We start from the raw sequence: 26,753 nt of genomic DNA on the forward strand, positions 1-26,753 counted from the left end.
AGCTTCACCCCGCCACCTCCGGGTTTCAGTGTGATGAGTGACACCGCGCGCGACCGCGCCGGGGCAGGCCGGCTCTTGTCCGGCATGGTCTGGAACGGGCTGGGCCGCGGCCTTCCCCTTCTGCTGGCCCTGGTGCTCACGCCCGTGCTGGTGGGCCAGATGGGGCTGGAACGCTGGGGCCTCTTCACCCTGGCCCTCGCGCTGGTCGGCGTCTTCGGCATCTTCGACCTGGGCGTGGGCCCGGCCCTGACCCGGGCGCTTTCCGAACGCATGACGGCCGAGACGCCCCATGCCGAGGCCGAGACGGGCCGGCTGGTCGGCACCGCCATGGCGGCGCTGGCGGGTTTCGCGGCGCTGGGGGCCGCCGCCCTCTGGGCCGCTTTGCCCTGGCTGATGGGCTCCGCACTGAACGTGCCCGAATCCCTCCAGGCCGAGGCGCTGGCCGCCTTTCGTATTCTGGCGGTGGCCGCGCCGCTGGTGGTGGTGAATGCGGCGCTCTGGGGCGTGCTGGCGGCGCACCAGCGCTTCCGGGCGGCCAACCTCGTCACCATTCCCGTGGCGGCAATGTATTACCTGGGGCCGGTGCTGGTGCTGATGGTGTGGCAGAGCCTGGTCGGCGTCATGCTGGCGCTGGTGGCCTGCCGGCTGGCCAATACCCTGTCCTATGCCTGGCTGTGCCGGGGGCTGCTGCCACCGCTGCGGCTGGGATCGCCCTTGCTGGTGCTTCCGCTGCTGCGGATCGGGGGGTGGATGACAGCCTCCTCCATGATGAACCAGGCGCTGATCTATGCCGACCGCTTCCTGGTGGGCGCGGTGCTGACGCTGGCGGCGGTGGCCTATTACGCGACGCCGCTGGACCTCGTGCTGCGCATGTGGATCATTCCCGTGGCGGTGGCGCAGGCGCTGTTGCCGGCCATGGCCTCGGCCTTCCGCTTGCTGCCGGAGGCCACGGCCGGCCTGCTGCGGCGCGGCGCGCTGATGATCATGCTGCTGACCCTGCCGCCCTGCCTGATCCTGGCCGGCTTCGCCGAGACGGCGCTGCGGCTCTGGCTCGGCGCGGGCTTCGCGGCGGAGAGTGCCATGGTGCTGCGTATCCTGGCGGGCGGCATCTTCTTCTCCTGCCTCGCCTACGCCCCCGGGGCGCTGCTGGATGCGATCGGGCGCCCCGATGTGACCGCCAAGTTCATGCTGGCGCAGATCGTGGTCTTCCTGCCGCTCTCCGCCGCGCTGCTGCTGGCCTTCGGCATCCAGGGCGCGGCGCTGGCCTGGGCGTTGCGCGCCGCGGCCGATGCGGGGGGCAAGCTGTTCTTCGCGGCCCGGCTCTACCCGGCCGCCGCCGAGGCACCCCGCGCGCTGCTGCCGGCCCTGGTGGCGGCCGCGGTCGCGCTGGCCGCCACGGCGCTGGCGCCCGAGGGAATGTGGTCCGCCCTGGTGGCGGGATTGGGCTTCGCGCTGGCGCTGGCGCTGGCCGTCGCGCGCCTGCCGGCCGAGGAACGCCGCGCCCTCGCCCCCCTTCTGCGCCGCCCCTGGGCAGTGCGACAGGTGCTCCGCCCATGATCACGCTGAACGGACGTTTCCTCACCCAGGGCCTGACCGGCGTGCAGCGCTATGCGCGCGAGATCACGCTGGCGCTGGATGCCTTGGCCGCGCGGGGCGAGGCCCCGCCGATGACGCTGCTGGCCCCGCCAGGTGCCGTGGGGATGGAGGCCTTCCCGCACCTGGCCCCCCGCGTGGTGGGTGGGCGCGGCGGCCAGGCCTGGGAACAATGGGATCTGCCCCGCGCCGCGCAGGGCCTGCTGCTGAACCTGGGCAATACCGGGCCGCTGCTGGCCGGGCGACGGCAGGCCGTCGTGATCCATGACGCCGGCGTCTTCGACACGCCGGAGAGCTACGGGTGGAAGTTCCGCCTCTGGTATCGCGTCATGCAGCGCGGGCTGGCGCGGCGCGGGGCGCGCATCCTCAGCGTCTCGGAATTCTCGGCGGGGCGGATCGCGGCGGCGCTGGGCATTCCCCAAGCGGGCATCGGCGTCACGCTGGAGGGCGGCGAGCACATCCTGCGCGAGACCGCCGACCCAGGCGTGCTGGCGCGGCATGGGCTGGAGCCAGGCCGCTACGCGCTCGTCATCGGCACGGGGGCCGCGCACAAGAATCTGGGTATCGTGCGCCGCGCCATGGCGGCGCAGGGGCTCGTCCTGGCCGTAGCCGGCGCCAAGGACGCCGCCGTCTTCCGCACGGGCGAGGCCGAGGGCGGCGGCGAGGTCCGCGCCCTGGGCCGCGTCTCCGACGCCGAGTTGCGCGCGCTGTATGAGAACGCGCTGACCCTGCTCTTCCCCTCGCGCTACGAGGGCTTCGGCCTGCCGCCGCTGGAGGCCATGTGGTGCGGCTGCCCCGTCATCGCCGCCCGCGCGGGCGCCGTGCCCGAGGTCTGCGGCGAGGCCGCCCTCTGGTTCGACCCGGAAGCGCCGGACGCTTTGGGCGACGCCATCGCCACCCTCGCCACCGACGCCGCGCGGCGCCAGGCCCTCATCGCCGCCGGGCGCGCCCGCGCCGCGCATTTCTCCTGGGAGGCGGCCGCGCGTCGGCTGCTGGGGTTCATCACCACATGAAGACCGCCATCATCCACGAATGGCTGGACAACTACGCCGGCAGCGAGCGCGTGCTGGAGCAGATGATCGCCTGCTATCCCGAGGCCGACCTCTTCGCCCTGGTGGATTTCCTGCCCGAGGGCGAACGCGGCTTCCTGCAAGGCAAGGTGCCGCGCACCAGCTTCCTCCAGCGCCTGCCCATGGCGCGCAAGCGCTTCCGCAACTACCTCCAGCTCATGCCGCTGGCCGTCGAGCAGTTCGATCTGCGTGGCTATGACCTGGTGCTGTCCTCCTCCCACGCCGTCGCCAAGGGCGTGATCACGGGGCCGGGCACCACCCATGTCAGCTATGTGCATTCGCCCATGCGCTATGCCTGGGATTTGCAGGGGCAATATCTGGAACAGTCGGGCCTGACGCGCGGGGTGAAATCCGTCTACACGCGCTGGCTGCTGCACCGGATGCGGATGTGGGACCAGGCGAGCGCGGCCCGCCCGGACCTGATCCTCGCCAATTCCAGCTACATCCAGCGGCGCATCGCCAAGGTCTGGCGGCGGGAGGCGGAGGTGCTGCACCCGCCCGTGGACATTGAAGGCTTTCCGCTGGCCACCGGCTCCCGCCCCCACTTCGTCGTGGCCGGGCGGCAGGTCGCCTATAAGCGCATCGAGCTGGTGGCCGAGGCTTTCCGCACCCTGCCGGAGTTCAAGCTGGTCATCGCGGGCGACGGGCCCTCGGCGCCGCTGGTGCGCCAGGCCGCCGGCGGCGCGCCCAACATCGAGATCCGCGGCCGCGTGCCCCAGGCGGAATTGGTGGCGCTGCTGCAATCCGCCCGCGCCTTCGTCTTCCCCGCCGAGGAGGATTTCGGCATCGGCATGGTCGAGGCCCAGGCCTGCGGCGCGCCGCTGATCGTCTTCGGCCGCGGCGGCGCGCGCGACATCGTCACTGATGCCACCGGCCTCACCTTCGCGGAGCAGACGCCGGAAAGCCTCGCCGCCGCCATCCGCGCCTTCGTGGCGCAAGAGGCGCGCTTCACGCCCCATGCCTGCCGCGCCAATGCCGAGCGCTTCGGCATTCCGCAATTCCGCGCGGGGCTGCGCGCGGCCGTGGCGGGGGCGCTGGCATGATCTCGCTGGTGGTGGCCACTCTGGGGCGGGTGGAGGAGATCGGCGCGCTGTTCGACAGCCTCGCCGCGCAGGACACCGCCTTCGAGGTGATCCTGGTGGACCAGAACCCGGATGCGCGGCTTGATGCGCTCGTGGCCGAATGGACGCCGCGCCTGAACCTGCGCCATCTGCGCGCGCCCCGCCCCCATGCCAATGCGGCGCGCAACCTCGGGCTCCGCCACGCGCGCGGTGATCTCGTGGCCTTCCCCGATGATGACTGCCTGCTGCCGCCCGGCACGTTGGCCCGGGTGCGGGCCACCTTCGACGCCGCCCCGGCGCTGGCCGCGCTGACCGGGCCGGCGGCGGCGCCCGAGGGCGGACTCGGCTCCGGCCGGTGGAACGGCAAGGCGGGGCCGATCACGCTGGAGAATGTCTGGACCAGCGTGATCGAATTCAACCTTTGGCTCCGGCGCGATGCGGCGCTGCGTCTCGGCGGCTTCGACGAGGGGATGGGCCCCGGCGCCCGCTTCGGCAGCGCCGAGGGCAATGACCTGGTCTGCCGCGCCTTGTCCGCGGGCATGGAGGCCCGCTACGACCCCGCCCTGCGCGTGGTCCACCCCGACAAGCGCCTGACACAAGAGGCGGTGGCGCGGGCGCAGCGCTACGGGCTTGGCCTCGGCTTCGCGCTGCGACGCCATCCGGTGCCGCTGGCGGTGCGGGCGGCCTTCCTCTACCGGCCGCTGGGCGGGGCGCTGGTCTCGCTGGCCCGCGGGCGGGGGCTGCACGCGCGCTACTACATGGCCAGCCTGCTTGGCCGCGCCCAGGGCATGCTGGCCAGCCCCCTGCCCTGGCCCGCGCCCCTGGAACCCGCGCCATGAAGATCGCGATCGGCATCGCCACCCGCGGCCGCCCAGGCATCCTGGGCGAGGTGCTGGCCGAGCTCGACCGCCAGACCCGCGCGCCCGACCGCGTGCTGGTCTGCCATGTGACGCCCGAGGATGTGGCCGACCTGCCCGCCCGCTTCCCCGGCGTGGAGTTCCTGGCCCAGAATCCCGGCGGCCTGCCGCGCCAACGCAACCGCATCCTGGACGCGGTGCCGGATTGCGACCTGCTGCTCTATCTCGACGACGACTTCCTGCCCGCGCCGGAATGGCTGGCCGTGCTGGAGGGGGTGATGACGGCCCACCCCGGCTGCGCGGTCGCGACCGGGACCGTCATCGCCGATGGCGCCAAGGGGCCGGGCCTCACGGTCGCGGAGGGCCGGGCCCTCCTGGCCGCCGACAGGCCGCCTGAGGATGCCCTCGCGGTCCAGCCGCATTTCAACGGCTATGGCTGCAACATGGCCGTGCGCCTCGCCCCCATGCGCGAACACGGGCTGCGCTTCGACGAACGCCTGCCCCTTTATGCCTGGTATGAGGATATTGACCTCACGCGCCGGCTGTTGCCGCACGGCAATATCCTTCGCCTGGCCGGGGCGCGGGGGGTGCATCTGGGCGCCAAGTCGGGGCGCGTGCCCGGGGTGCGGCTGGGCTACAGCCAGGTGGTGAACCCCATCTACCTGGCCCGGAAAGGCAGCTTTCCCTGGAACCACGCCATTCCCTCGGCGGCGCGGCATTGTCTCATCAACCTGCTCCGCAGCGCCCGGCCGGAGCCCGAGGTGGACCGCTGGGGCCGCTTCCGCGGCAACATGATCGGCCTATGGGACCTGCTGCGCGGCCGCGCCGCGCCGGAGCGCATCCTGGACCTATAGCTGCCTCAGGATGGCGAGGACGGAGACGACCATCCCCTCCATGGCCACCGCCGCCAGGATCAGCCCCATGACGCGCGAGAGGATGGAAATGCCCGCCCGCCGCAGGAACTGCACAAGCGGCGTGGCAAAGCGCATCACCAGGTAGACCAGCGCCAGCACCAGCACGAGGGCGAGCGCCGTGCTGCTCTGCTCGGCGAACAGGAACCGGTCCTTGTCCGTCAGGACCACCACGGTCAGCATCGTGCCGGGCCCCGCAATGGCGGGCATGGCCAGCGGAAACACCGCGCGCTCGGTCGGCGTGATGTCCGGCTGAGTGGGCGGCGGCGTCTGCACCGTGTCGAAGATCATGGACAGGGCGAAAAGCAGGAGCACCAGCGAACCCGCCAAGCGGAAGGTGTTCAGCCCCACGCCCAGTGCCTGCAGCAGGAATTGTCCCGCCACAAGGAAGACCATCAGGATGCCGAAGGAGATCAGCACGGCGTGAAAGGCCACGCGGTTTCGCACCGCGCGCTCCAGCCCCACCGTCGTGGCCAGGAAGATCGGCAGCTTGCCCAGCGGGTTCAGCACGACCAGCAGGGTGATGAAGTCCGTGAGGAAGTTGGTCGTCATCAGCAGCCTGGGTCGAATTGCAGAGCGGGGCACATTTCACCAGTAGAACACAAAGCGAGCCGATTCGTTGGCCGCCCAGGCCTCTCAACTCACAGGCTGTGAATGAAGCTGCGTGTAGAGGCCAGCATGCCCTCCACCGCCAGCGCGGCCAGGATCAGGCCCATGACGCGCGAGAGGATGCTGATGCCGGCGCGGCGCAGCACCTGCACCAGCAGCGTGGCAAAGCGCATCACGATGAAGCAGACCGCCAGCGCCAGGACCAGGGCGAGGGCGGTGTCCACCTGATGGGCCCAGTCGAAGCGGTCATTGTCGGTCAGCACCACGACCGTCAGCATGGTCCCCGGCCCCGCGAGCGCGGGCATGGCGATGGGGAAGATTGCGCGTTCCATCGGTGTCGTGTCGGTGGCGCCCGGCGGCGGCGGGGGCGCGCTGTCGAAGATCATGGACAGGGCGAAGAGCAGCAGGACCAGCGAGCCCGCCATGCGGAAGGCCGTCAGCCCCACCCCCAGCCCCTGCAACAGGAACTGCCCCGCCACCAGGAAGAACATCAGCACGCCGAAGGAGATGACGATGGCCCACATCGCCACGCGGTTGCGTGTCTTGCTGTCCAGCGCCGCGGTCTGGGCGAGGAAGATGGGCAGCTTCGCCACCGGGTTCAGCACGACCAGCAGCGTGACGAAATCGCTGAAGAAGTCGGTGACGAAGGGATGGAACATCAATCCGGCCTCATGCCTGACGCGGAAGCCAGCATGGACGCTCGGCTGCCCGCCGTCACCTGGAGTTGTTCAGGGCGCCGGGAACAGCGCGCTGGTGCGCCCCAGCAGCCAATAGGCCAGCAGGCCCACATATTCGCGCGCCGCCCATTCGGCCTGGCCCAGGCGGAAGGAAAAGGGCGGGTCGAACCAGCCCGCCCCGCCCGGACGGGTGGAGTAGTTCACGGGCCAGGCGGTGATGTCCCAACCTGCGCGTCGAAACGTGCCCATGGAGCGCGGCATGTGGCTGGCCGAGGTGACCAGCAGCCAGGTCTCGCCGGGGGCGGGGTTCACCTGGGCGTGGGTGAGTGCGGCATTTTCCCAGGTGTTGCGGGAGCGGTCCTCGAAGACCACCCGCTCCCCCTCCAGGCCCAGCGAGGCGAAGAGGGCGCGCGCCACATCGGCCTCGCTCATCTGGCCGGGGGCCAGCGCCGCGGAGCCGCCGGTGAAGACGATGCGCGCCTCCGGCCGCAGCCGGGCGAGCGCCACGGCCTCGGTCATGCGCTCGGCCGCGCCGTTGAGCGCGGGGATGCCGCGCCCCTCGGTCAGCGCCTGTTCCACCGCGCCCCCCAGGATGACCACGCCATCCACCCGCGCGGGCAGTTCGGGGCGGGGGAAACGGTCTTCCAGCGGCAGGGTGATCCAGGCGGCCAGCGGCGTCAGCAGCACCGCCACATACCAGGAGAGGCCCAGCAGTGCCGGCCAGCGCCCGAAGCGCCGGCGGGCGATGAGCAGGCCCACACCCAGGCAGACCAGGAAGAGCGCGAAGGTGTTGGGGCGCGCGAAGAGCCAGAACAGCTTCGAGAGGGTGAAGAGGAAGTCTTCCATCAATTGCCCTCCCGCAGGCGATGGATCACGACCGCGCCATGCGGGTTGTCGAAGGGTGCCATCGGTTCATATTCCGCATCGAGCGAGGCCGTGATCAAGGCCCGGGCCTCCGGACGCACGCCATACCAGTGCTGGACATCCTGCACGATGAAGCGCGGACGGGTGGCCAGCACGCGCGCCAGCTCGGCATCCATGTTCACCCCCACCAGATCCCCGAAAGGCCCGGTCAGATGGGCCGGGAAGGGAAAGCGCGTGGGCAGGGGCGAGCCGGTGAGGAAATAGATCACGGGCTGGGAGTTGGCGACGAAGACCACGTCGCCGGGTCGCATCTCGGCGCGGATGGCGTCCGCGATGCGGGTGGGGGCATCGGGCTGGCCCAGGTGGAAGCCCGGCATGATCCGCTTCCTCAGGTCGAGGAGGAAGGGATTCAGCACCATCGCCACCACCACGCCGCCCGCCAGCCATTGCCCCCGAACCGGCGCCGCATGGGCCGCGGCGCCGAAGATGCCGAGCGCCGAGAGCAGCACGAGCGGCGGCAGCAGGATCAGGAAGTAATGGTCGAAATAATGGCCCGGCACCGCCACCGCCAGCACCGCAACCGCGAGCCAGGCGAGGCCGAACCAGGTCAGGTGCCGCATCACGGGCGAGAGGTGGCGCAGCAGCAGCAGGGCCGGGATGGGCAGCACGAAGAGCCAGTGCATCTCCAGCAGGATCAGGCTGACGCGGTGGCGCACCACCTCGGCCGGCGCGCCCTCGGACGCATATTGGAAGGGGGCGAGGATGGAACTCTCCAGCCAGTCGGCGAATTCGCCGCGCAGGGCGTAGAGGCCCGCCACCAGCAGCGTGGGCAGCAGGCAGAGGATGAGATAGGCGCCCGCCATGGCGAGGAGCCGCCCCCAGCGCCGCGCCTGGAGGGTGGGCCAGGCCAGCAGGGCGAAGGCGAGGCAGCCCTCGGGCGTCACCACCGGCTTGATGGTGAGCGCGAGCCCGATCAGCACCCCCATCCCCAGAAGCCGCGGCCATTCCGGCCCCCGCCACAGCGCCAGCGCGAAGGCGCCCACCACCATGGGCGCGAAGAGGATCTCGGTGTTGGTCGTCAGCCCGCCCAGCAACACGCTGTGGCCGGCGTAGAGAAGGGCGGCCCCCAGCCCCAGCGACCGCGGCCCACCGGCCGCGCGCACCAGCGCGATCAGCGCGTAGCAGGTGGCCATGACGCAGATGGCGCCCAGCAGGCGCACGGTGGTGATGCTCTCGCCCAGAATGGTGAAGGCGATCAGGATCATGGCCGGCGCGCCCACCGGGTGCATGTCCCACACGCCCGAAAGCGGCCAGACGCCCCGCGCCCATTCCCGCGCCTGGAGCAGATAGAGGCTCTCATCCCAATCCATCACGGAGGGCAGGAAGGAGAACCAGCGCAGCCCCAGCACCAGCGGCGGGATGGCCAGCAGCGCCAGCACCCAGGCGAGGCGGCGGCTCATCGCTTGATCCCCAGCTGGACTTCCCGCCGCCAGATGTAGAGGCCCGACGCCACCAGAATCAGGATGCCCAGCGCGTCCCAGCCATCGGGCGCCTCGGCCCAGATGACGGCGCCGAGCAGGGTGGTCCAGACGATGCCGGAATATTCGAAGGGGGCCACCAGGGTGGGCTCACCCTTGCGATAGGCCTCGGTCATCAGCAGCTGCGCGAAGGCGGACGCGATGCCGATGCCCAGCAGGAACACCCATTGGGTCGGGCTGGGCCAGACCCAGACCGGAATGCTGGCGGCCAGCGCCAGGATGGAACAGCCGATGGCGAACCACAGCACGATGGCGACGCCCGGCTCCCCCTTCTCGCCGAGGCGCCGGATGCTGATCATGGCCATGGCCCAGGCGAAGGCGCCGAACAGCACGACCAGGCTGGGCCAGAGGTCGGCGGCGTCGGTGTCGCCGGGGCTGACCATGAACAGCACGCCCAGGAAGCCCACCAGCACGGCGAGGCCCCGCCGCCAGCCCACACGCTCACCCAGCAGTGGCACGGCCAGCAGCGTGAGAAACAAAGGCATGGTGAAGCCCAGCGCCGTGACATTGGCGAGCGGTAGGGTGGTGTAGCCATAGAAGGCGGTGATCATGCCGAGCAGCCCCCAGAAGACTCGCGCGGCATGGCCGAGGGGGTGGCGCGTGCGGAGCACCTTCCACCCGCCCGCCGCCGGCAACATGGGCAGCAACACCGGCAGGGCGAAAAGGCTGCGGAAGAGCACGAGTTGCGCCAGCGGAATGGTGCCGCCCAGCGTCTTCACGAAGGCCGCCGCCACGGCGAAGAGCAGGGCCGCGGCCAGGATCGCCATGATGGCGCGGCGGCGCGCGGCGCGGAGCGCGAGGGAGGGATCGGGCGTCATGGCTTTCGGGTGTGAACCTGGCGGGACGGTTTGGATAGGCCCTGATTCGGGCGAACCCATGGTGCCCGCCCGCATTTCCGCGCCCGCCGAAGTGATCTAGGCTTCGCGCCGCATGACCGCCCGACCGCCCAAGGCCCCGCCCATTCCCGCCCATCCCGGCCTCGATGTCCGCACGGATGAGCTTGTCTGGTCGGGGCGCTTTCCGCTGCAACGGGTGGTGTTCACCTATACGCGCTTCGACGGCACGCCCTCGCGCGAATTGACCTGGGAGCTGTGGCGCCGCGGCCAGGGTGTGGCCCTGCTGCCCTATGATCCCTGGGCGGACCGGGTCGCGCTGATCGAGCAATTCCGGCTGCCCATCCTGGCCGCCGGCTACCCGCCCATCGAAACGGAATGCGTGGCGGGCCTGCTGGAGGCGGGCGAGGACCCCGCTGAGGCCGCGCGGCGTGAGACCCAGGAGGAGGCGGGCCTCGACCCCGACCGCATCGAGAAGATCGGCCGCTTCTTTCTGATGCAGGGCGGCTGCGACGAGATGATGCACCTCTATTGCGGCCGCGCCCGCCTGCCCGAACCCGGCGCGGGCGCCACGCATGGGCTGGCGGCGGAGGGGGAGGATATCCGCCTGCTCATCCTTCCGGCCGTGGACGCCTTCGCGCGCCTCGACGCCAACACCATCACCAACGCCACCGCCGCGCTGTGCCTGCATTGGCTGCGCCAGCACCGCGCGCGGCTGCGCCAGGACTGGACCGCCGCATGACCGATGCCCTGTTCCGCAACAACGCCTATGCCCAGGAGGCCGCGGCGCATGTCGTCTCGGCCGGCCCCGAGGGCCTGGTGCTGGACCGCAGCATCTTCTACCCGCGCGCCGGCGGCCAGCCGGGCGACAGCGGCAAGCTCTGCTGGAACGGCGGCGATGCCGCCATCACCGAGGCCGTGAAGGGCGAGGGCGACGCCATCCTGCACAAGCTGGCGGACGGCGCCCCCCTGCCCGCCCCGGGCACCCAGGTCACGCTGGTGCTGGACTGGGCGCGCCGCCACCGGCACATGCGGATGCACAGCGCCATGCATCTGCTGTGCAGCCTGATCCCGGGCGCCGGCGTCACCGGCGGCCAGGTGGGCGCGGAGAAATCCCGCCTCGACTTCGACCTGGCCGAGCCACCCACCAAGGAATGGCTGACCGAACGGCTGAACGCCCTGGTGGAGGCGAACCACCCCATCACCGAGGAATGGATCAGCGAGGCGGAGCTGGAGGCCAATCCCGGTCTCGTCCGCACCCTCTCGGTGCAGCCCCCGCGCGGCGCGGGCCGCATCCGCCTGGTGCGGATCGGCCCCCAGGCGGCACCCGTGGACCTGCAGCCCTGCGGCGGCACGCATGTGCGCAGCACCGCCGAGATCGGGCGCCTCGAAGTCCTGAAACTGGAAAACAAGGGCCGGCAGAACCGCCGGATCAGCCTCGCCCTGGTGGAGAACTGACATGGACGCGATCGTCAACACCGAATGGCTGGCGGCCCATCTGGGCCAGCCGGACCTCGTCGTCTTCGACATCACGAAATACCTGCCGAACGAGCCCTTCGACGGCCGCACGAAATTCGCCGAGGCGCATATCCCCGGCGCGCATTTCTTCGACATGGACGAGGTGGCGGACACCGAAAACCCGCTGCCGCACATGATCCCGACCGCCGCCCGCTTCGAGAAGCTGCTGGGCGCCATGGGTGTCACCCGCGCCGCGCGGGTGGTGTTCTACGACCAGAAGGGGATGCAGTCCTCGCCGCGCGGCTGGTGGCTGATGCGCCTCTTTGGCCACGAGAAAGTGGCGGTGCTGGATGGCGGCCTGCCGAAATGGCTGCGCGAGGGCCGCGCCACCGCCTCCGGCGCGCCCGCTACCCCCGCGCCCGCGACCTATGTGGCCGACTTCATGGCCCGCCGCGTGGCCGGCATCGGCGATGTGAAGCGTCTGCTGGAAGATGGCTCGGCGCTGGTGCTGGACGCCCGCGCCGCCGGCCGCTTCGCCGGCACCGCGCCCGAGCCCCGCGCCGGCCTGCCCTCCGGCCACATGCCGGGGGCCGCCAACCTGCCCTTCAACGAGCTGCTGGCCGCCGATGGCACCATGCTGCCGCCCGATGCGCTCCGCGCCCGCTTCGCCGCCGCCGGCGCCACTGGCGAAAAGCCGTTGGTGACGAGCTGCGGCACCGGCGTCACCGCCTGCGTGCTGGCGCTGGGCGCCGTGCGCGCGGGCCTGCCCGAACCCGCCGTCTATGACGGCTCCTGGACCGAATGGGCGAGCCGCCCCGAAACAGAAAAGGTCTCTTCCTGATGCCCGACGACCATCGCCGCCGCCACGGCTTCTCCACCCGCATGAGCCATGCCGGGCGCGCGGGCGTGCGCATCCATGGCTTCGTGAACCCGGCGGTGCACCGCGGCTCCACCGTGCTGTTCCCGGATGCCGCCTCGCGCATGGCGGCCGCGTCCAAGCGCTACGAACAGCACATGACCTATGGCACGCAGGGGGGCCCCACCCACTACGCGCTGGAAGACGTGATCGCGGAGATCGAGGGCGGCACGCGCTGCACCATCGTGGGCACGGGCCTCGCCGCCGTGGCCGTCCCGCTGCTGGCCTATCTCAAGGCGGGCGACCATTGCCTGATGCCCGACAGCGTCTATGGCCCGGCGCGCAACCTGGCCACCGGCCTCATGCAGGGCTGGGGCATCGAGACGACCTTCTACGATCCCTGCGTGGACGAGGCGGGCATGCGCGCCCTCATCCGCCCCAACACCAAGGTGGTCTATACGGAAAGCCCCGGCAGCCACACCTTCGAGGTGCAGGACATCCCGGCCATCGCCCGCGCCGCCCATGCGGCGGGTGCGAAGGTGATGATGGACAACACCTGGGGCATCCACACCTTCCAGCCCTTCGCGCATGGGGTGGATGTCTCCATCCAGGCGCTGACCAAGTATGTGGGCGGGCACAGCGACATCCTGCTGGGCAGCGTCACGGTCAACAGCGAGGAGGACCACCTCGCGGTGCGCTCCGCCGCCTCGGCCATGGGCCATTACGCGAGCCCGGATGATTGCTGGCTGGCCCTGCGCGGCGTGCGCACCATGGCGGTGCGCCTCAAGACCCAGGCCGCGGCCGCGCTGGAGATCGCCGCCTGGCTGGAGCAGCAGCCGCAGATCCAGAAGGTGCTGCATCCGGCGCTCCCTTCCCATCCGCAGCATGCGCTTTTCAAGCGCGACTTCACGGGGGCATGCTCGCTCTTCGGCATCGTGCTGGACGCGCGCTATTCCCATGAGGACATGCTGCGCTTCGTGGACGGGCTTTCCCTGTTCGGCATCGGCGCGAGCTGGGGCGGGTATGAGAGCCTGGCCATCCCCACCACGGGCTTCATCACCCGCAGCGCGAACACCGGGGATTTCGGCGGGCAGACGGTGCGCATCCATATCGGCCTCGAGGACGTGGCCGACCTGAAGGCGGACCTGGCACAGGGCCTGCACGCGCTGGGTTGAGAAGCGGCGCCCGGGTCCCGCCCGGGCGCAACCCATTCCTGAAGGTGGCGTTACGGCGGCTTAACCCTTCGCGAAGGAGGCCATCGCATGCGCCATTCGAACGCCCGCACGACCCTTCCCATCGCCCGCCGCCCGCTGGGCCGCGCGCTGCTCGGAGGGGGGCTGATGGCCGCGTTCCTCGCCCCCTCGGCCCGTGCCGAACGCCGCACGCTCCGCACGGAGGTGGGCGAGGTCCAGGTGGAGCGTATCGCCCAAGTGGAGCACCCCTGGGGCCTCGCCTTCCTGGAGGGCGACCGCTTCCTGGTGACGGAGCGCAACAAGGGCGCGGTCCGCATGGGCCGGCGTGGGGGTTCGCTCTCCGAACCGCTGCAGGGCGCGCCCGAGGTCTATCGTTATCCGGGTCCCACTGATCGCAGCCAGGGCGGGATGTTCGACATCGCCCTGCACCCGGATTTCAACCAGAACCGCACGATCTTCCTCAGCCATTCGCGCTGGACGGAACAGGGTGCGGGCACCGCCGTCACGCGCGCGCGTCTGACCGAGGGCGACAACCCGCGCCTTGAGGATGTGCGGAACATCTTCATGATGAACAACCCCGATGGCAGCGGCCTGCATTTCGGCGGGCGTCTGGCCTTCGACCCGCGCGACGGCAGCCTGCTGCTCTCCATCGGCGACCGGCGGAACATGAACCGTTCCCAGGACCCGAAGGACCATGCGGGCTCCATCATCCGCATGACCACCGATGGCGACCCGGCGCCCGGCAACCCCTTCCTCAATGAATCCGACAAGGACCATCACATCTACGCCATCGGCCTGCGGAACGTGCAGGGCATGGCCTTCGACCCGGAATCGCACCAGCTCTGGGTCAATGACCACGGGCCGTTGCGGGGGGATGAGATCCATCTCATCCGGGCCGGTCGGAACTATGGGTGGCCCTATCTGACGGGAGGGCGCGACTATTCCGGCGCGCCGCTGGGCGAAGGCACGCGCCGCGAGGGCATGGAGAGCGCCTTCCATATCTTCGAGCGCACCGTCGCGCCGTCGGGCCTCGTGGTCTATCGCGGCGATATGTTCCCGGAATGGCGCGGCGCGCTGCTGCATGGCGGCCTTGAGGCCCGCGCTTTGGTCCGCACGCGCATGGCCAATGGACGGGTCGTGGGCGAGGAATGGATGCTGCGGGACCTCGACCGCCGCATCCGGGACGTGCGTGTCCATCGCGACGGCTCGGTCTGGTTGTTGACCGAGCACGAGGATGGCGAGGTTCTGCGCGTGTCGCGGGGCTAGCTAGCCCCGCGGCAGCTCCTGCTCCACCAGGCGCGAGAAGAAGCTCGCGCCGATCGGCAGCAGATCGTCATTGAAGTCATAGGTCGTGGTGTGGGCGGGGCTCTTGCCCCGCTCGCCGTCGCGCTGGCCGAGATGGACGAAGCAGCCGGGGCGCTCCAGCAGGAAATAGGCGAAGTCCTCGGCGCCCATGGCGGGGGGGCGGTTGCGGATCACGCGGTCGCCGCCCAGCACCTGCCCCACGGCCTTGGCCGCGCGCTCGGCCTCGTTCGCGTGGTTCACGGTGGGCGGGTAGCCGCGGCGGTAGGTGACCGTCACCTCGGCATCGTGCATGGCCCCCACCCCGGTCGCGATCTGGGTGATGAGGCGTTCCATCTCCGCCCGCGTCTCGGCCTTCAGCGTGCGGACGGTGCCACGGATTTCGGCCGTGTCGGGGATGACGTTGCTCGCCGTGCCGGCGTGGAACTGGCAGAGGCTCAGCACCGCGCTGTCCAGCGGGTCCACGCGGCGCGCGACCAGCGCCTGCAGGTTCACCACGATCTGCGCGCCGACCAGCACCGGATCAATGCCGATATGCGGCCGCGCGGCATGGCCGCCCCGCCCGCGCACATGGATGGTGACGCCATCCGCCGCCGCCAGCACGGGGCCGGCCACCACCGCCGCCTCGCCCAGCGGCAGGTTGGAGGCGTTGTGGACCCCATAGACGGTGTCGAAGGGGAAGCGGTCGAGCAGGCCGTCCTCCAGCATGCGCCTGGCCCCTGCCCCACCCTCTTCCGCCGGCTGGAAGATGAAGACCACGGTGCCGTCGAAATTGCGTGTCTCGGCCAGATATTTGGCCGCACCCAGCAGCATGGTCGTGTGCCCGTCATGGCCGCAGGCGTGCATCTTGCCGGGCACGGTCGAGGCATAGGGCAGCCCCGTCTCCTCCGGCATGGGCAGGGCGTCCATGTCGGCGCGCAACCCGATGGCCCGCCCGCCACTGCCGCTGCGCAGAACGCCCACGACACCGGTCGCACCCAGGCCGCGATGCACCTCGATGCCCCATTCCGCGAGCTTGGTGGCCACGATCTCGCTGGTGCGATGCTCCTCGTAGCAGAGTTCGGGATGGGCATGGATGTCCTGCCGCCAGGCGGTCATCTCGGCGTGGAAATCGGCGATGCGGTTGATGATGGGCATGGGCGGCACCTCAGAATGAAAAGAGGCGCCGAGCATCGCCCGGCGCCCCCCTTTCGTCACTCCCCTGCCGGGCTCAGCGCCGGGGCGGGATTTCCGAAACGCCCAGGCGCGCGGGCGCCGTGCCACCCTCGAAGACGCCGACCCAGATGTCGTACTGGCCCGAGGCGGGGCGCGTCAGCACGATGCCGGGGTCGAGGCCGATGAAGTCGTCATTGCAGATCCAGGACCCGTCCGGCAGGTTCACCACCAGCGTCGTGTCGCGGCTGGAATTGGCGAAGATGTAGAGCGGGAAGCCACCCGCCGTGTAGTTCAGCCGCACGTCCGGAGCATCGGCGATGCTGCCCGCGCAATCGCGCCCGAGGCGGCCGGCCGGAATGTTGCCGCCCGCCACGAGGTCGACATGCTGCGGGTCGGGCATGAAGCCGGCCGTCAGGTTCAGCGTGCCGAAGGCGGGGGGCAGGTTGAAGTTCTGCGCCAGGACGGGAGCGGCAAGGGCCGCGACGCCCAGGGCGGCCGCGCCCAGGACCATGTTCGAAACGCGCATTGGCGCATAGCCTTCTGTCTGGTGTTTCCGGGAATGCAACCATAGCGTGCCGTTCCATGAGACGGCAAGGTGAGCCCCGGACCGGGGCTTCCGCCTGGGCGCGAGGGGCGCATACTCGGCGCCATGACTCTGCTGCTCGCGCTCGACCAGGGCACCACCTCCACCCGCGCCATCGCGTTCGACTCGGCGCTGGAGCCCCGCGCCACCGCCCAAATTCCCCTGCCACAGCACTTTCCCACCCCCGGCTGGGTGGAGCACGACGCGGAGGAGATCTTCGCCCACAGCCTGACCGTGCTGCGCGAGGCGCTGGCGCGCGTGGGCGGCACACCCGCCGACGTCGCGGGAATCGGCATCACCAACCAGCGCGAGACCACCGTGCTGTGGGAACGGCGGACGGGCCGGCCGGTCGGGCGCGCCATTGTCTGGCAGGACCGGCGCACCGCCCCCGCCTGCGAGGCGCTGCGCGCGGCGGGCCATGAGCCGCTGGTCACCGCCCGCACCGGCCTGCTGCTGGACCCCTATTTCGCGGCGACCAAGCTCGGCTGGATGCTGGACAATATCGCCGGCGCCCGGACGGCCGCCGAGCGGGGCGAGCTCTGCTTCGGCACCATCGATTCCTGGCTGCTGTTCCGCCTGACCGAGGGCCGCGTCCACGCCACCGACGCGAGCAACGCCGCGCGCACCTTGTTGCTGGACATCCGCACGGGCAACTGGGACCCGGAGCTGCTGGAGCTGTTCCGCATTCCCGCGGCCCTGCTGCCGGAGGTGCGCGACAACGCCGCCCCCTTCGGCGAGACCAAGCTGCTGGGCGGCTCCATCCCCATCCTCGGCATGGCGGGGGACCAGCAGGCGGCCACGCTGGGCCAGGCCTGCTTCGCACCGGGGATGATCAAGTCCACCTATGGCACGGGCTGCTTCGCCCTGCTGGTGACGGGCGAGGCACCGGTGCCCTCGACGAACCGGCTGCTGACCACCATCGCATGGCAGCTGGGCGGGCGGCGGCACTATGCGCTGGAAGGCTCCATCTTCGTGGCCGGTGCCGCCGTGCAATGGCTGCGCGACGGCCTCGGCATCATCCGCGAGGCGCGCGAGGCGGGCGAGCTCGCCGCACAGGCCAACCCGGCCGAGCGGGTGACCCTGGTGCCGGCCTTCACGGGCCTCGGCGCGCCCTGGTGGGATGCGGCGGCGCGCGGCGCCATCCTGGGGCTGACCCGTGCCTCCGGCCGCGCCGAGATCTGCCGCGCCGCCCTGGAATCCGTGGCACTCCAGACCGCCGATCTGCTGGAGGCCATGCGCCGCGACTGGCCCGAAATGGGCCGCACGGTGCTGCGCGTGGATGGCGGCATGGCGGCCAGCGACTGGACCATGCAGTTCCTGGCCGACATCCTGGGCGCCCCGGTGGACCGGCCCGTGGTGCAGGAGACCACCGCGCTGGGTGCCGCCTACCTGGCCGGGGTGCAAGCCGGATTGCTCGCCCCGCCTGGCGGGGCCGCGACCCATTGGCGGCTCGACCGCCGCTTCCAGCCCGGCATGGCGCGCGACGAGGCAGCCCGGCGCCACGCCGAATGGCAGGACGCCGTGCGAAGGGTGCGCTCGGCCGGTTGACCGGGGGCGCGCGCGGTGCCGAACTGCGCGGGATGAGCACCTTTCACCTCGGCAATGGCGCGGGCTTCTCGGGCGACCGCGTGGACGCCCCCATCCCCGTGCTGCGCAGCCTGATCGCGCGCGGCGGCCCGGCCGCCCTGTTCTTCGAGACGCTGGGCGAGCGCACGGTGGCCCTCGCGCATCTGGAAAAGCGCGCAAACCCCGCCCGCGGCTATGAGCCCATGCTGGAGCGGTTGCTGGACCCCATCCTGGTGGAGGCCCATGCCCACCGCATCCCGCTGCTGGGCAATTGGGGCGCCGCCAACCCGCCGGCCGCGGCGCTGGCCGTGGCGAAGCTGGCCATGGCCAAGGGGCTGCCCCAGCTTCGCATCGGCCTGGTGGAGGGCGATGACGTGACGCCGCTGGTGGCCGGCGGGCAGTTGCCGGTGCACGAAGCCGATGCGGGGCTGGACATGGGCGGCTGGTCGCTCATCGCCGCCAACGCCTATATCGGCGCCGAGCCGCTGGTGGAGGCGCTGGCCCAGGGCGCCGATGTGGTGGTCGCGGGGCGCACCAGCGACCCGGCGCTGGCCATCGCCCCCCTCGCCCATCATTTCGGCTGGCGCTTCGACGATTGGGAGCGACTGGCGCTCGGCGCCGCCACCGGCCACCTGCTGGAATGCGGCAGCCAGGTCACGGGCGGCGTCTTCTGGGACCCGGGCTTCAAGGACATCCCGGACCCCGCCAATATCGGCTTTCCCATCGCGGAGGTGACGGCCGAAGGCGGCCTGGTCATCACCAAGCCCGAGGGCACGGGCGGCATCGTGGATCTGCGCACGGTGAAGGAGCAGCTTCTCTATGAACTGCACGACCCGGCCCACTACATCACCCCCGACGTGGTGCTAGACATCACGCAATGCCGGCTGGAACAGGTGGGTCCGGACCGTGTGGCAGTCCATGGCCTGCGCGGCCGCCCCCGCCCGGACACGCTGAAGGTGACGGCGAGCTTCGAGGGAAGCTGGCTGGGCGAGGGCGAGGTCTCGGTCGCCGGCCCCAACGCGCTGGCCCGCGCCCGCGCCACGGCCGATGTGCTGCTGGAACGGATGAAGCTGCGTGGCCTGGATGTGCGGGCGCGGGTGGACCTGATCGGCGTCGCCTCCGTGCATGATGATGACGGGGGCAGCCTGTGGCGCGGATATGTCGGTCCGGAACCGCAGGACATCCGCATCCGCCTGGCCGTCGAGGCGCGCACCCGCGACGACGCCGACCAGGCCTCGCGCGAGGTGCTGGCCATGCTCTGCTGCGGCACGGCGGGCACCGGGGGTGCCAGGTGGCGGGTGACGCCACGCATCCTCACCCGCAGCCACCTCGTGCTGCGCGAGCGCGTGCCCACGCGCGTCACCACCCGGACCGCAAAGGAGATCGCGGCATGAAGGAGGTTCCGCTGCACGCCATCGCGCACAGCCGTGCGGGCGACAAGGGCAACCGGCTGAACATGTCGCTCATCCCCTACGACCCCGCGCATTACGAGCTGATCGCGGCGCAGGTGACGGAGGCGCGCGTGCTGGACCTGTTCCGCCACCGCGGCGCCACCGGCTGCAAGCGGTATGACCTGCCCAAGCTGCACGCCTTCAACTTCGTGGTGGATGAGGTGCTGGAAGGCGGCGTGAATGGCAGCCTGAACCTCGACGGCCATGGCAAGACGCACAGCTTCCGCCTGCTGGAGCTGACCATTCGCCTGCCGGCATGAAGCGGCCGGGCCTGACACCCGGGGCCCGCCCCAATCCCGCCACGAGTGTGCGGCAAGAGGCCGCGCTTCAAGACTGCGGGTGGGGCGATGGCGCCGCCCAGGCCGCCCTTCCCATGGCCCTACCGCGCCCGCACACCCCTGTTCACTGCTCCATCACGGATGGGACTCTCGATGCATGCCCTGCCTAGCCTTCCCAAATCCCTGACGGGCATCGAGGGATTTGACGACCTGACCCTGGGCGGACTGCCGAAGGGGCGCCCCTCGCTGGTTTGCGGCTCCGCCGGCTGCGGCAAGACGCTCTTCGCCACCACCTTCCTGGTGCATGGCGCGCGGGATTACGACGAAGCCGGCGTCTTCGTCACCTTCGAGGAACGGCCGGCCGACATCATCGCCAATGTGGCCTCGCTGGGCTTCGACATGGACCGCCTCATCGCCGAGGGAAAGCTGGCGATGGAGCACATCGCCATCAACCCCGCCGAGCTGGCGGAGATCGGCGAATACGACCTGGAAGGCCTCTTCCTGCGCCTGGAAATGGCCATTGACGCGGTGGGGGCCAAGCGTGTCGTCCTCGACACCATCGAGAGCCTCTTCTCCGCCTTCACCAACCAGGCAGTGCTGCGCGCCGAGCTGCGGCGGCTGTTCGACTGGCTGAAGGATCGTGGGCTGACCACCGTCATCACCGCCGAGCGTGGCGATGGCACGCTGACGCGGCAGGGGCTGGAGGAATACGTCTCCGACTGCGTGATCCTGCTGGACCATCGCGTGCACAACCAGATTTCCACGCGGCGCATGCGCATCGTGAAGTATCGCGGCACGGCGCATGGCACGAATGAATACCCCTTCCTGATTGACCGCGACGGGTTCTCGGTGCTGCCGGTCAGCTCGCTTGGCCTGAACCACCAGGTCTTCGAGGAGCGCATCGCCTCGGGCGTCGTGGACCTGGACGCGATGATCCAGGGCGGGGGCTTCCACCGCGGCTCCTCCATCCTCGTCTCGGGCGTGGCGGGGGCCGGAAAATCCTCGATGGCGGCCAGCTTCCTGCACGCCGCCGCGGCGCGGGGCGAGCGCGCCATCTACTTCTCCTTCGAGGAGGCGGAGCGGCAGATCATCCGCAACATGCGTTCCATCGGCCTGGACCTGGAGCCCTTCCAGGCACAGGGGCTGATCCGCTTCATCTCCGCCCGGCCGACCTTCTACAGCCTGGAGATGCACCTCGCGATCATGCTGCGGGAGGTGCAGAAGTTCCGACCCCAGCTGGTGGTGCTGGACCCCATCTCCGCCTTCATGGAAAGTGGCGATCCGCTGGAGGTGCAGTCCATGCTGCTGCGCGTGGTGGACTTCCTCAAGAGCAGTGGCATCACGGGGGTCTTCACCCACCTCATGCACACCCAGGGCGGCGACTACGCCACGGATGTCGGGCTGTCCTCGCTGATGGATGGCTGGGTACTTATGCTCAACCGCGAGGTGGGTGGGGAGTTCAATCGGGAACTCTATCTGCTCAAGGCGCGGGGAACCGCGCATTCCAACCAGGTGCGCGAATTCGTGATGAACGACCAGGGCATCCAGTTGCTGCCGCCCTATCTGGGCGAGGGCGGCGCCGTCACCGGCTCCACGCGCCGGGCCGAGGAGGCGCGGGCGCGCCGCGCGGAGGCCGAGCGCCTGGCCCAGGTGGAGCGCGCGCGCCTCCAGATTGATATCCGCCGCCGCAAGGCGGCCGCGCAGATCGAGGCCCTGCAGGCCGAGCTTGCGGGTTATGAGGCGGAGATGGCCAGCGCCGCCTCCGCCGAGACCGATTACCAGCGACGGGCGGCGGATGATGCCGCCCTCATGCAGATCAGTCGCCGCGGCGACGGGAAGATCAAATGAACGACACGCCGCACCCCAGGAAGCTGACCCTCTACGTGGCCGGCCAGACGCCGAAATCCATCGCGGCCATCGCCAACCTCAAGGCGATGGTGGCGGGCCCCCTGGCCGGGCAATACGAGATCGAGGTCATTGACCTGCGGCAGAACCCGAAGCTCGCGAAGGAGCACAGCATCGTCGCCATCCCGACCCTGGTGCGGGAGCTGCCGGTGCCCATCCGCAAGGTGATCGGCGATCTCTCCGACGTGGAGAAGGTACTGGTGGCGCTGAAGGTGCAGGGCGAATGAGCCTCGACGAAGTCGCCGAGCTTCGCCGGCGCCTCGCCGAGGCGGAGGAGACGCTGCGCGCCATCCGCGACGGCGATGTGGACGCGCTGGTGGTGGAACAGCAGAACGTCTCGCAGGTCTTCGACATCGGCGGCGGGGCCGAGGCCTACCACGTCTTCATGGAAGCAATGCATGTGGGTGCCGCCGCCATCGACGGCACGGGGCGCATCCTCTACGCCAATGCGCGGCTGACCGCCGTCCTCGGCTTCACGCAGAATTCCGTGCAGGGCAGCCGCTTCACCGACATCGCGCCTGAAGAGGTGGCCGCGGCGGTGGAGCGGATCATGCCGCGCGCCGCCCTCGGCGTGGCCTCGGAGGAGGTGGGCTTCGACCGGCTGGGCGAGCAGGTCCACTACATCCTGACCGCCACGCCCCTGCGCCTCTCCACCACCCATGGCTTCGCCATCACCTTCACCGACGTGTCCGAGCGTGTGCGCGCCGAAGCGGCCGAGCAGAGCGAGCGCGCGGCCCATGCCGTGATCGCCTCCGCCAATGAGGCCGTGGTGGTCTGCGACCGCGAGGGGGTGATCACCCACGCCAATGCGGCGGCCGAGCTTTCCTTCGGCGGCGATCTCCTGGGCCTGCCCTTCGCGGACGCCATTCCCCTCATCTTCCCCGACGCCACCGGCCTGCTCCAGGCCGAGGACATCGTGCGGATGGTGGTGGATGGCGCCTCGGTGCAGGGGGTGGAGGCGCATGCGCCCAAGGCCCCCAAGGTGAAGGACTACCTGGTCAGCGCGGCCCCCTGCAGGTGGGCCATGACATGATCAATGGCTGCGTCATCACCATGGTGGACCTGTCGCAGCGCAAGGCCGCCGAAAAGCAGCAATTGCTGATGATGCGCGAGCTGGACCACCGGGTGAAGAACACCCTGGCCCTGGTGCTCTCCATCGCGAGCCGCACCCTGCACCATGAGGACACGCTGGAGGGCTTCCAGCAGGCCTTCACCGGCCGCATCCATGCCCTGGCGGCGACGCACAGCCTGCTGGCCGAGAATTCCTGGACCAACCTCACCATCGGCGATGTCGTCCGGAGCGAGCTGGCCCCCTACACGGCCGGCGCCGCCGGGCGCTTCACCATCCAGGACCTCGGCAAGTCACTGGCGCCGCGCGCGGCCATCGCGCTGGGCCTCGTCATCCACGAACTCGCGACCAACGCCACGAAGTATGGCGCCCTGTCCGTGCCGGAGGGGAAGCTCTCCGTCCGCGGCCATGCGGAGGGGGAACGCTTCCTCGTGGAATGGCGCGAAAGCGGCGGCCCGCCCGTCACGCCGCCCAAGCACCGGGGCTTCGGCCAGACGGTGATCACGCGCAGCCTGCAATACACGCCCTCGGGCGGGGCGGAGGTGGATTTCGCCCCGGAGGGGCTGGTCTGCCGCATCTCCCTGCCGCTCGAGGATTTGCACGAATAGAGCGGCCGGGCGTTCAGCCCGGCGAGCGCTCCCGCAGCTTGAGGCGGTCCATCTCCGGCACCGACTGCCCCGCATCCACGAAGGCCTGCTTCAGCGCCTGGAGGTTGGGGGCGAAGATGCCCTCCCGGTTGTCGTGGCACCATTGCCGGCTCTCGGCCGGCATGCGCAGCGAGCCCTGGAAGCGCGGCATCACCCAGCGGGCAAACAGCTCGAAGCTGTGCAGCGTCTGGCGGCGATCGGCCCATTCATGGGCGCGGAACAGGATGGTGCCCGCCCCGCCATCGCTGAAGTCGAGCAGGCGCTGGATGCCCTGCGCGACGGTGTCGGGGCTGCCCACCAAGGTGGTGCCGGCCTTCAGCCCGTCGCGCAGCGGGTCCTCGCTGCGGGTGGGCGGGCGGCCGAGCGTCTCGCCGAAATAGGTCTCCGTCTCCAGGCGTTCGCCCACGCGGACATCGGCGAAGGCGCGCTCGTCATCATCGGCGCAATGCATGTTGACCACGAGGCGCCAGTTGCGGCGGTCCATGGTCTTGCCGTGCTTCGCGGCCTCGGCTTCGGCCATGCGCCACTGCTCGGCCAGCTTCTGCGGGCCGCCCGGCAGCCCGGCGCCCAACGAGATCAGCCCCAGCCCATGCTTCGCCGCGGCCAGCGCGCCGGCCGGCGTGGTGGAGGAGGCGACGGCGATGGGAAAGCGCGGGTATGTGTAGGGTGCGAGGTGCAGCCTGGCCTCGCGCAATTCGAACCAGTCGGTCTTCATCGTCACCGGCCCATCGCAGGCCAGCAACGCCATGATGGCGGCGAGCGATTCCTCCATGCGCGGCCGCTGCGTCCTGGCCTCGATCCCCATCATGTAGGCGTCGCTGACCAGGGCGCCCGGCCCGCAGCCCAGCATCGTGCGGCCGCGCGTCATGTGGTCGAGCTGGACGAAGCGCTGCGCCACCAGGAAGGGGTGGTGGTAGGGCAGCGAGGTGACGCCGGAACCGAGGCGGATGTGCTTCGTGCGCTCGGCGGCCGCCGCGATCATCAGCTCGGGGCTCGCGATCGTCTCCCAGCCGGCGGAATGGTGCTCGCCGATCCAGGCCTCGTCATAGCCCAGCTGGTCGAGGGCCACGAGCAGGTCGAGGTCGCGCCCCAGCGCCAAAGTGGGGTTGTCGCCCAGCCGGTGGAAGGGGGCGAGGAAGATGCCGAAGTTCAGGCCGGCATGGGGCATGGGACGCACTCCCGAGGGGTTTCGTGCAAGGCTGGCCCCGGGGCCGCGCGCGGTCAACGTCGCCGGACCACGAGCGCCACGCCCAGCACCGCGACGGCGGTGCCGATGATGGCTTGGCCAGCCATGGCTTCGCCCATCACCGCCCAGGCGATGAGGGCGGCCAGCGGCGGCACCAGGAAGAAGACGGAGGAGGCGCGGGCCGCCTCGCCATGGCGCAGCATGGCAAACAGCAGCGAAAGCGAGATGAGGGAATTCACCAGCACCAGATAGGCCAGCCCCGCGAAGAGGCCGGGCGCCCAGTCCACCCGCATGGTCTCCAGGGCGAAGGCCAGCGGCAAGGTCGCCAACAGCGCCACCGCGCACATCACGAGGTTGGCGGTGACGAGATGCGTCCCCTGCCCTCCCCGCCGCTCCAGCAGCGCGCCTGCGGTCATGGTGGCCAGGGCCAGCATGGCGAAGAACAGCCCCACCCAGCCGCTGGCGGCGAGGCCGGAGCCCGACAGGATCACCAGCGCGGCCCCCACGACACCCAGGCCCAACCCCGCCCAGCCCCGTGCATCCAGCGGCGGGTCGCCCGTCACGCGCGGCGCCAGCACCGCCACCGCCACCGGCTGCAGCCCGATGAGCAGCGCGATGGTCCCCGCCCCCATGCCCGCCTTCATGGCGAGGTTCATGGAGGCGAAATAGGCGAACTGCACCAGCAGCCCCATCCGCGCCAGATGCCAGAAGGTGGCGCGCCCCGGCAGCGACGGGCGCAGCACCAGCCAGAGCGGCGCCAGCAGCGCCACCACGGCGGCGTAGCGCAGCACCTGCAAGGTCAGCGGCTCCACATGCGGCAGGCTGACCGCGATGGCGGTGAAGCCGCCAGACCACAGGGTCACGAACAGGAAGGGTGCGATCACCAGCCAGCGCGGCGCGGTCTTGGTGCTCGGCGTCCCCATGGACGAAGCTTCCGCCTGAAGCGGGGGCGCGTCCAGTTGCCGGTTGAAGCGAAGCAGGAAGCCGGATAAAAAGTTTCGATAGAAACTATCCAGGGAAGAACACGTCATGACGGTCTCGTTGCCGCGCCTTTCGCCGCCCCGACGCGCCCTGCTGCTGGGCGCCCCCGCCGTGCTGGCCGCGAGCCGCGCCTCCGCCCAGGAGGTGACGCTGCGGCTGCACCACTTCCTGCCCGCCGTCTCCAACGTGCATCGCCACTTCCTGCAGCCCTGGGCGCAGAAGGTGCAGCAGGAGAGCAACAACCGCCTCCGCATCCAGATCTTCCCGGCCATGCAGCTCGGTGGCGCGCCGCCGCAGCTCTACGACCAGGCGCGCGACGGGGTGGCCGACATCATCTGGACCCTGCCCGGCAACACGCCCGGCCGCTTCCCCTCCATCGAGGTGATCGAGCTGCCCTTCGTCGCCCACAAGCGCGCCAGCGTGAACGCCCGCGTGGTGCAGCAGCTGCATGACGAGGTGTTTGCCAGCGAGTTCCAGGACACGCGCATCCTCTGCGCCTGGGCGCATGATGCGGGCGTGATCCATGCCCGCCGCGCGGTGAACCGCATGGAGGACATGAACGGCCTCAAGCTGCGCTTTCCCACGCGCCAGGCGGGCGAGGCGCTGCGCGCGCTGGGCGCCGCCCCCATCGGCATGCCCATCCCGCAGGTGCCCGAGGCCCTGGCCCAGGGCGTGATCGACGGCGCCGTGGTGCCCTGGGAAGTGGTGCCCGCCATCCGCCTGCACGAGACACTGCGCAACCACACGCAATTCGCCGGCAGCCCCACCTTGTACACGGCGAGCTTCGTGCTCGCGATGAACCGCGCGAAGTATGACGCCTTGCCGGCGGACCTGAAGGCTGTCGTGGACGCCAATTCCGGCCAGGCCGCCGCCACCATGGCCGCCCGCGTCTGGGACGAGCAGGGGCCGAGCGTGGAGACCATGGTTCGCCGGCGCGCCAACAACAGCATCGTGGAACTCGACGAGGCCGAGACGCGCCGCTGGGCCGCCGCCACCCAGCCCGTCATTGACGCCTGGGTGCGCGCCATGGGCGAGCGCAACATCCAGGGCGGCGCGCTGCTGGAACGCGCCCGCGCCTTGATCGCGCAATACGGCCAAGGGGTCGCCTGA

Annotated in this window: 27 protein-coding genes; 18 read left to right on the top strand and 9 right to left on the bottom strand. The window is 70.5% G+C overall.

Annotation, left to right across the window (positions count from 1 at the left end; translation table 11 throughout):
- Nucleotides 1-33 precede the first annotated feature (33 nt).
- From ICW72_RS03940 to ICW72_RS03960, 5 genes are read left to right on the top strand one after another with little or no spacing between them, the layout of a single operon-like run.
- Nucleotides 34-1,557, top strand: a complete 1,524-nt coding sequence (locus tag ICW72_RS03940; RefSeq protein ID WP_191085033.1) for a flippase — start codon at nucleotides 34-36, stop codon at nucleotides 1,555-1,557.
- Nucleotides 1,554-2,606: a glycosyltransferase family 4 protein gene (locus ICW72_RS03945; RefSeq protein WP_191085034.1), complete on the top strand. Its 1,053-nt coding sequence runs from the start codon at nucleotides 1,554-1,556 to the stop codon at nucleotides 2,604-2,606. Before ICW72_RS03940 ends, ICW72_RS03945 begins: the two co-directional genes overlap by 4 nt.
- Nucleotides 2,603-3,706, top strand: a complete 1,104-nt coding sequence (locus ICW72_RS03950; RefSeq protein ID WP_191085035.1) for a glycosyltransferase — start codon at nucleotides 2,603-2,605, stop codon at nucleotides 3,704-3,706. The genes ICW72_RS03945 and ICW72_RS03950 overlap by 4 nt, the downstream gene beginning before the upstream one ends.
- On the top strand, nucleotides 3,703-4,563 hold the full coding sequence (locus ICW72_RS03955; RefSeq protein ID WP_191085036.1) for a glycosyltransferase family 2 protein: 861 nt from the start codon (nucleotides 3,703-3,705) through the stop codon (nucleotides 4,561-4,563). The genes ICW72_RS03950 and ICW72_RS03955 overlap by 4 nt, the downstream gene beginning before the upstream one ends.
- Nucleotides 4,560-5,435, top strand: coding sequence for a glycosyltransferase family 2 protein (locus ICW72_RS03960; RefSeq protein WP_191085037.1), 876 nt, complete (start codon nucleotides 4,560-4,562; stop codon nucleotides 5,433-5,435). Before ICW72_RS03955 ends, ICW72_RS03960 begins: the two co-directional genes overlap by 4 nt.
- Here ICW72_RS03960 and ICW72_RS03965 read toward each other — a convergent pair.
- The 5 genes from ICW72_RS03965 to ICW72_RS03985 form a co-directional block, all read right to left on the bottom strand.
- Nucleotides 5,430-6,044, bottom strand: coding sequence for a MarC family protein (locus ICW72_RS03965; RefSeq protein WP_191085038.1), 615 nt, complete (start codon nucleotides 6,042-6,044; stop codon nucleotides 5,430-5,432). The genes ICW72_RS03960 and ICW72_RS03965 overlap by 6 nt on opposite strands.
- An 89-nt stretch (nucleotides 6,045-6,133) precedes the next feature.
- On the bottom strand, nucleotides 6,134-6,760 hold the full coding sequence (locus ICW72_RS03970; RefSeq protein WP_191085039.1) for a MarC family protein: 627 nt from the start codon (nucleotides 6,758-6,760) through the stop codon (nucleotides 6,134-6,136).
- 69 nt (nucleotides 6,761-6,829) lie between these two features.
- Complete coding sequence (locus ICW72_RS03975; protein WP_191085040.1) at nucleotides 6,830-7,624, bottom strand: YdcF family protein; 795 nt, start codon at nucleotides 7,622-7,624, stop codon at nucleotides 6,830-6,832.
- Nucleotides 7,624-9,102 carry an ArnT family glycosyltransferase gene (locus ICW72_RS03980; RefSeq protein ID WP_191085041.1) on the bottom strand — a complete coding sequence of 493 codons (1,479 nt, stop codon included), beginning with the start codon at nucleotides 9,100-9,102 and terminating at the stop codon, nucleotides 7,624-7,626. Before ICW72_RS03980 ends, ICW72_RS03975 begins: the two co-directional genes overlap by 1 nt.
- Nucleotides 9,099-9,998: a DMT family transporter gene (locus ICW72_RS03985; RefSeq protein ID WP_191085042.1), complete on the bottom strand. Its 900-nt coding sequence runs from the start codon at nucleotides 9,996-9,998 to the stop codon at nucleotides 9,099-9,101. Before ICW72_RS03985 ends, ICW72_RS03980 begins: the two co-directional genes overlap by 4 nt.
- A gap of 112 nt (nucleotides 9,999-10,110) precedes the next feature.
- On the opposite strand from ICW72_RS03985, the gene ICW72_RS03990 reads away from it, so the two are divergent.
- The 5 genes from ICW72_RS03990 to ICW72_RS04010 all read left to right on the top strand — a co-directional run bounded on the left by ICW72_RS03990 (nucleotide 10,111) and on the right by ICW72_RS04010 (nucleotide 14,786).
- Complete coding sequence (locus ICW72_RS03990; RefSeq protein WP_191085043.1) at nucleotides 10,111-10,755, top strand: NUDIX domain-containing protein; 645 nt, start codon at nucleotides 10,111-10,113, stop codon at nucleotides 10,753-10,755.
- Nucleotides 10,752-11,471: an alanyl-tRNA editing protein gene (locus tag ICW72_RS03995; protein ID WP_191085044.1), complete on the top strand. Its 720-nt coding sequence runs from the start codon at nucleotides 10,752-10,754 to the stop codon at nucleotides 11,469-11,471. Before ICW72_RS03990 ends, ICW72_RS03995 begins: the two co-directional genes overlap by 4 nt.
- Nucleotide 11,472: 1 nt before the next feature.
- A complete protein-coding gene (locus tag ICW72_RS04000) occupies nucleotides 11,473-12,312 on the top strand; it encodes a sulfurtransferase (RefSeq protein WP_191085045.1) in 840 nt (279 codons plus the stop codon).
- Nucleotides 12,312-13,502, top strand: a complete 1,191-nt coding sequence (gene metC / locus ICW72_RS04005) for a cystathionine beta-lyase (protein ID WP_191085046.1) — start codon at nucleotides 12,312-12,314, stop codon at nucleotides 13,500-13,502. The genes ICW72_RS04000 and metC overlap by 1 nt, the downstream gene beginning before the upstream one ends.
- Nucleotides 13,503-13,589: 87 nt before the next feature.
- Entirely contained in the window at nucleotides 13,590-14,786 is a 1,197-nt protein-coding gene (locus ICW72_RS04010) for a PQQ-dependent sugar dehydrogenase (protein WP_191085047.1), read from the top strand.
- Here ICW72_RS04010 and ICW72_RS04015 read toward each other — a convergent pair whose 3' ends face one another.
- Nucleotides 14,787-15,959 (bottom strand): M20 aminoacylase family protein, encoded by a 1,173-nt coding sequence (locus ICW72_RS04015; protein ID WP_191085048.1) that lies wholly within the window; start codon nucleotides 15,957-15,959, stop codon nucleotides 14,787-14,789. It lies immediately after the preceding gene.
- A 73-nt stretch (nucleotides 15,960-16,032) separates the two neighbouring features.
- The gene (locus ICW72_RS04020; RefSeq protein WP_223880809.1) at nucleotides 16,033-16,503 is read right to left on the bottom strand and encodes a peptidase S1; all 471 of its coding nucleotides are present in this window, start codon (nucleotides 16,501-16,503) and stop codon (nucleotides 16,033-16,035) included.
- Nucleotides 16,504-16,626: 123 nt separating this feature from the next.
- Between ICW72_RS04020 and glpK the strand changes: the two genes are divergently transcribed.
- The 7 genes from glpK (at nucleotide 16,627) to ICW72_RS20535 (ending at nucleotide 23,437) form a co-directional block, all read left to right on the top strand.
- Nucleotides 16,627-18,108 (top strand): glycerol kinase GlpK, encoded by a 1,482-nt coding sequence (gene glpK, locus ICW72_RS04025; protein ID WP_191085049.1) that lies wholly within the window; start codon nucleotides 16,627-16,629, stop codon nucleotides 18,106-18,108.
- 32 nt (nucleotides 18,109-18,140) lie between these two features.
- Nucleotides 18,141-19,520: an acyclic terpene utilization AtuA family protein gene (locus tag ICW72_RS04030; protein WP_191085050.1), complete on the top strand. Its 1,380-nt coding sequence runs from the start codon at nucleotides 18,141-18,143 to the stop codon at nucleotides 19,518-19,520.
- Nucleotides 19,517-19,837 (top strand): AtuA-related protein, encoded by a 321-nt coding sequence (locus ICW72_RS04035; protein WP_191085051.1) that lies wholly within the window; start codon nucleotides 19,517-19,519, stop codon nucleotides 19,835-19,837. The genes ICW72_RS04030 and ICW72_RS04035 overlap by 4 nt, the downstream gene beginning before the upstream one ends.
- A 171-nt stretch (nucleotides 19,838-20,008) precedes the next feature.
- Nucleotides 20,009-21,703 carry a circadian clock protein KaiC gene (gene kaiC / locus ICW72_RS04040; protein ID WP_191085052.1) on the top strand — a complete coding sequence of 565 codons (1,695 nt, stop codon included), beginning with the start codon at nucleotides 20,009-20,011 and terminating at the stop codon, nucleotides 21,701-21,703.
- Nucleotides 21,700-21,987, top strand: coding sequence for a circadian clock KaiB family protein (locus ICW72_RS04045; protein ID WP_191085053.1), 288 nt, complete (start codon nucleotides 21,700-21,702; stop codon nucleotides 21,985-21,987). The genes kaiC and ICW72_RS04045 overlap by 4 nt, the downstream gene beginning before the upstream one ends.
- Nucleotides 21,984-22,793 carry a PAS domain-containing protein gene (locus tag ICW72_RS20530; RefSeq protein ID WP_223880810.1) on the top strand — a complete coding sequence of 270 codons (810 nt, stop codon included), beginning with the start codon at nucleotides 21,984-21,986 and terminating at the stop codon, nucleotides 22,791-22,793. The genes ICW72_RS04045 and ICW72_RS20530 overlap by 4 nt, the downstream gene beginning before the upstream one ends.
- Nucleotides 22,790-23,437 (top strand): sensor histidine kinase, encoded by a 648-nt coding sequence (locus tag ICW72_RS20535; RefSeq protein WP_223880811.1) that lies wholly within the window; start codon nucleotides 22,790-22,792, stop codon nucleotides 23,435-23,437. Before ICW72_RS20530 ends, ICW72_RS20535 begins: the two co-directional genes overlap by 4 nt.
- A 13-nt stretch (nucleotides 23,438-23,450) precedes the next feature.
- On the opposite strand, the gene ICW72_RS04055 is transcribed toward ICW72_RS20535, so the two are convergent.
- Together ICW72_RS04055 and ICW72_RS04060 are read right to left on the bottom strand one after the other, a co-directional pair.
- Nucleotides 23,451-24,644, bottom strand: coding sequence for an LLM class flavin-dependent oxidoreductase (locus ICW72_RS04055; protein ID WP_191085054.1), 1,194 nt, complete (start codon nucleotides 24,642-24,644; stop codon nucleotides 23,451-23,453).
- Nucleotides 24,645-24,697: 53 nt separating this feature from the next.
- On the bottom strand, nucleotides 24,698-25,585 hold the full coding sequence (locus ICW72_RS04060; RefSeq protein ID WP_191085055.1) for a DMT family transporter: 888 nt from the start codon (nucleotides 25,583-25,585) through the stop codon (nucleotides 24,698-24,700).
- A gap of 106 nt (nucleotides 25,586-25,691) precedes the next feature.
- On the opposite strand from ICW72_RS04060, the gene ICW72_RS04065 reads away from it, so the two are divergent.
- Nucleotides 25,692-26,753, top strand: coding sequence for a TRAP transporter substrate-binding protein (locus ICW72_RS04065; RefSeq protein WP_191085056.1), 1,062 nt, complete (start codon nucleotides 25,692-25,694; stop codon nucleotides 26,751-26,753).

The organism is Roseococcus microcysteis, from assembly GCF_014764365.1.
Taxonomy (GTDB): Bacteria; Pseudomonadota; Alphaproteobacteria; order Acetobacterales; family Acetobacteraceae; genus Roseococcus; species Roseococcus microcysteis.

Bases quoted from the DNA above. Each gene is read 5' to 3' on its own strand.
- ICW72_RS04035 (WP_191085051.1), top strand. From the start codon at position 19,517: ATGAAGGAGGTTCCGCTGCACGCCATCGCGCACAGCCGTGCGGGCGAC.
- ICW72_RS03945 (WP_191085034.1), top strand. From the start codon at position 1,554: ATGATCACGCTGAACGGACGTTTCCTCACCCAGGGCCTGACCGGCGTG.
- ICW72_RS03955 (WP_191085036.1), top strand. From the start codon at position 3,703: ATGATCTCGCTGGTGGTGGCCACTCTGGGGCGGGTGGAGGAGATCGGC.
- ICW72_RS04015 (WP_191085048.1), bottom strand. From the start codon at position 15,959: ATGCCCATCATCAACCGCATCGCCGATTTCCACGCCGAGATGACCGCC.
- ICW72_RS03960 (WP_191085037.1), top strand. From the start codon at position 4,560: ATGAAGATCGCGATCGGCATCGCCACCCGCGGCCGCCCAGGCATCCTG.
- ICW72_RS04030 (WP_191085050.1), top strand. From the start codon at position 18,141: ATGAGCACCTTTCACCTCGGCAATGGCGCGGGCTTCTCGGGCGACCGC.
- ICW72_RS20530 (WP_223880810.1), top strand. From the start codon at position 21,984: ATGAGCCTCGACGAAGTCGCCGAGCTTCGCCGGCGCCTCGCCGAGGCG.
- ICW72_RS04055 (WP_191085054.1), bottom strand. From the start codon at position 24,644: ATGCCCCATGCCGGCCTGAACTTCGGCATCTTCCTCGCCCCCTTCCAC.
- ICW72_RS03975 (WP_191085040.1), bottom strand. From the start codon at position 7,624: ATGGAAGACTTCCTCTTCACCCTCTCGAAGCTGTTCTGGCTCTTCGCG.
- kaiC (WP_191085052.1), top strand. From the start codon at position 20,009: ATGCATGCCCTGCCTAGCCTTCCCAAATCCCTGACGGGCATCGAGGGA.
- ICW72_RS03970 (WP_191085039.1), bottom strand. From the start codon at position 6,760: ATGTTCCATCCCTTCGTCACCGACTTCTTCAGCGATTTCGTCACGCTG.
- ICW72_RS03965 (WP_191085038.1), bottom strand. From the start codon at position 6,044: ATGACGACCAACTTCCTCACGGACTTCATCACCCTGCTGGTCGTGCTG.
- ICW72_RS03995 (WP_191085044.1), top strand. From the start codon at position 10,752: ATGACCGATGCCCTGTTCCGCAACAACGCCTATGCCCAGGAGGCCGCG.
- ICW72_RS04010 (WP_191085047.1), top strand. From the start codon at position 13,590: ATGCGCCATTCGAACGCCCGCACGACCCTTCCCATCGCCCGCCGCCCG.
- ICW72_RS04000 (WP_191085045.1), top strand. From the start codon at position 11,473: ATGGACGCGATCGTCAACACCGAATGGCTGGCGGCCCATCTGGGCCAG.
- ICW72_RS03940 (WP_191085033.1), top strand. From the start codon at position 34: ATGAGTGACACCGCGCGCGACCGCGCCGGGGCAGGCCGGCTCTTGTCC.
- glpK (WP_191085049.1), top strand. From the start codon at position 16,627: ATGACTCTGCTGCTCGCGCTCGACCAGGGCACCACCTCCACCCGCGCC.
- metC (WP_191085046.1), top strand. From the start codon at position 12,312: ATGCCCGACGACCATCGCCGCCGCCACGGCTTCTCCACCCGCATGAGC.
- ICW72_RS04045 (WP_191085053.1), top strand. From the start codon at position 21,700: ATGAACGACACGCCGCACCCCAGGAAGCTGACCCTCTACGTGGCCGGC.
- ICW72_RS20535 (WP_223880811.1), top strand. From the start codon at position 22,790: ATGATCAATGGCTGCGTCATCACCATGGTGGACCTGTCGCAGCGCAAG.
- ICW72_RS04060 (WP_191085055.1), bottom strand. From the start codon at position 25,585: ATGGGGACGCCGAGCACCAAGACCGCGCCGCGCTGGCTGGTGATCGCA.
- ICW72_RS03990 (WP_191085043.1), top strand. From the start codon at position 10,111: ATGACCGCCCGACCGCCCAAGGCCCCGCCCATTCCCGCCCATCCCGGC.
- ICW72_RS04020 (WP_223880809.1), bottom strand. From the start codon at position 16,503: ATGCGCGTTTCGAACATGGTCCTGGGCGCGGCCGCCCTGGGCGTCGCG.
- ICW72_RS03980 (WP_191085041.1), bottom strand. From the start codon at position 9,102: ATGAGCCGCCGCCTCGCCTGGGTGCTGGCGCTGCTGGCCATCCCGCCG.
- ICW72_RS03985 (WP_191085042.1), bottom strand. From the start codon at position 9,998: ATGACGCCCGATCCCTCCCTCGCGCTCCGCGCCGCGCGCCGCCGCGCC.
- ICW72_RS03950 (WP_191085035.1), top strand. From the start codon at position 2,603: ATGAAGACCGCCATCATCCACGAATGGCTGGACAACTACGCCGGCAGC.
- ICW72_RS04065 (WP_191085056.1), top strand. From the start codon at position 25,692: ATGACGGTCTCGTTGCCGCGCCTTTCGCCGCCCCGACGCGCCCTGCTG.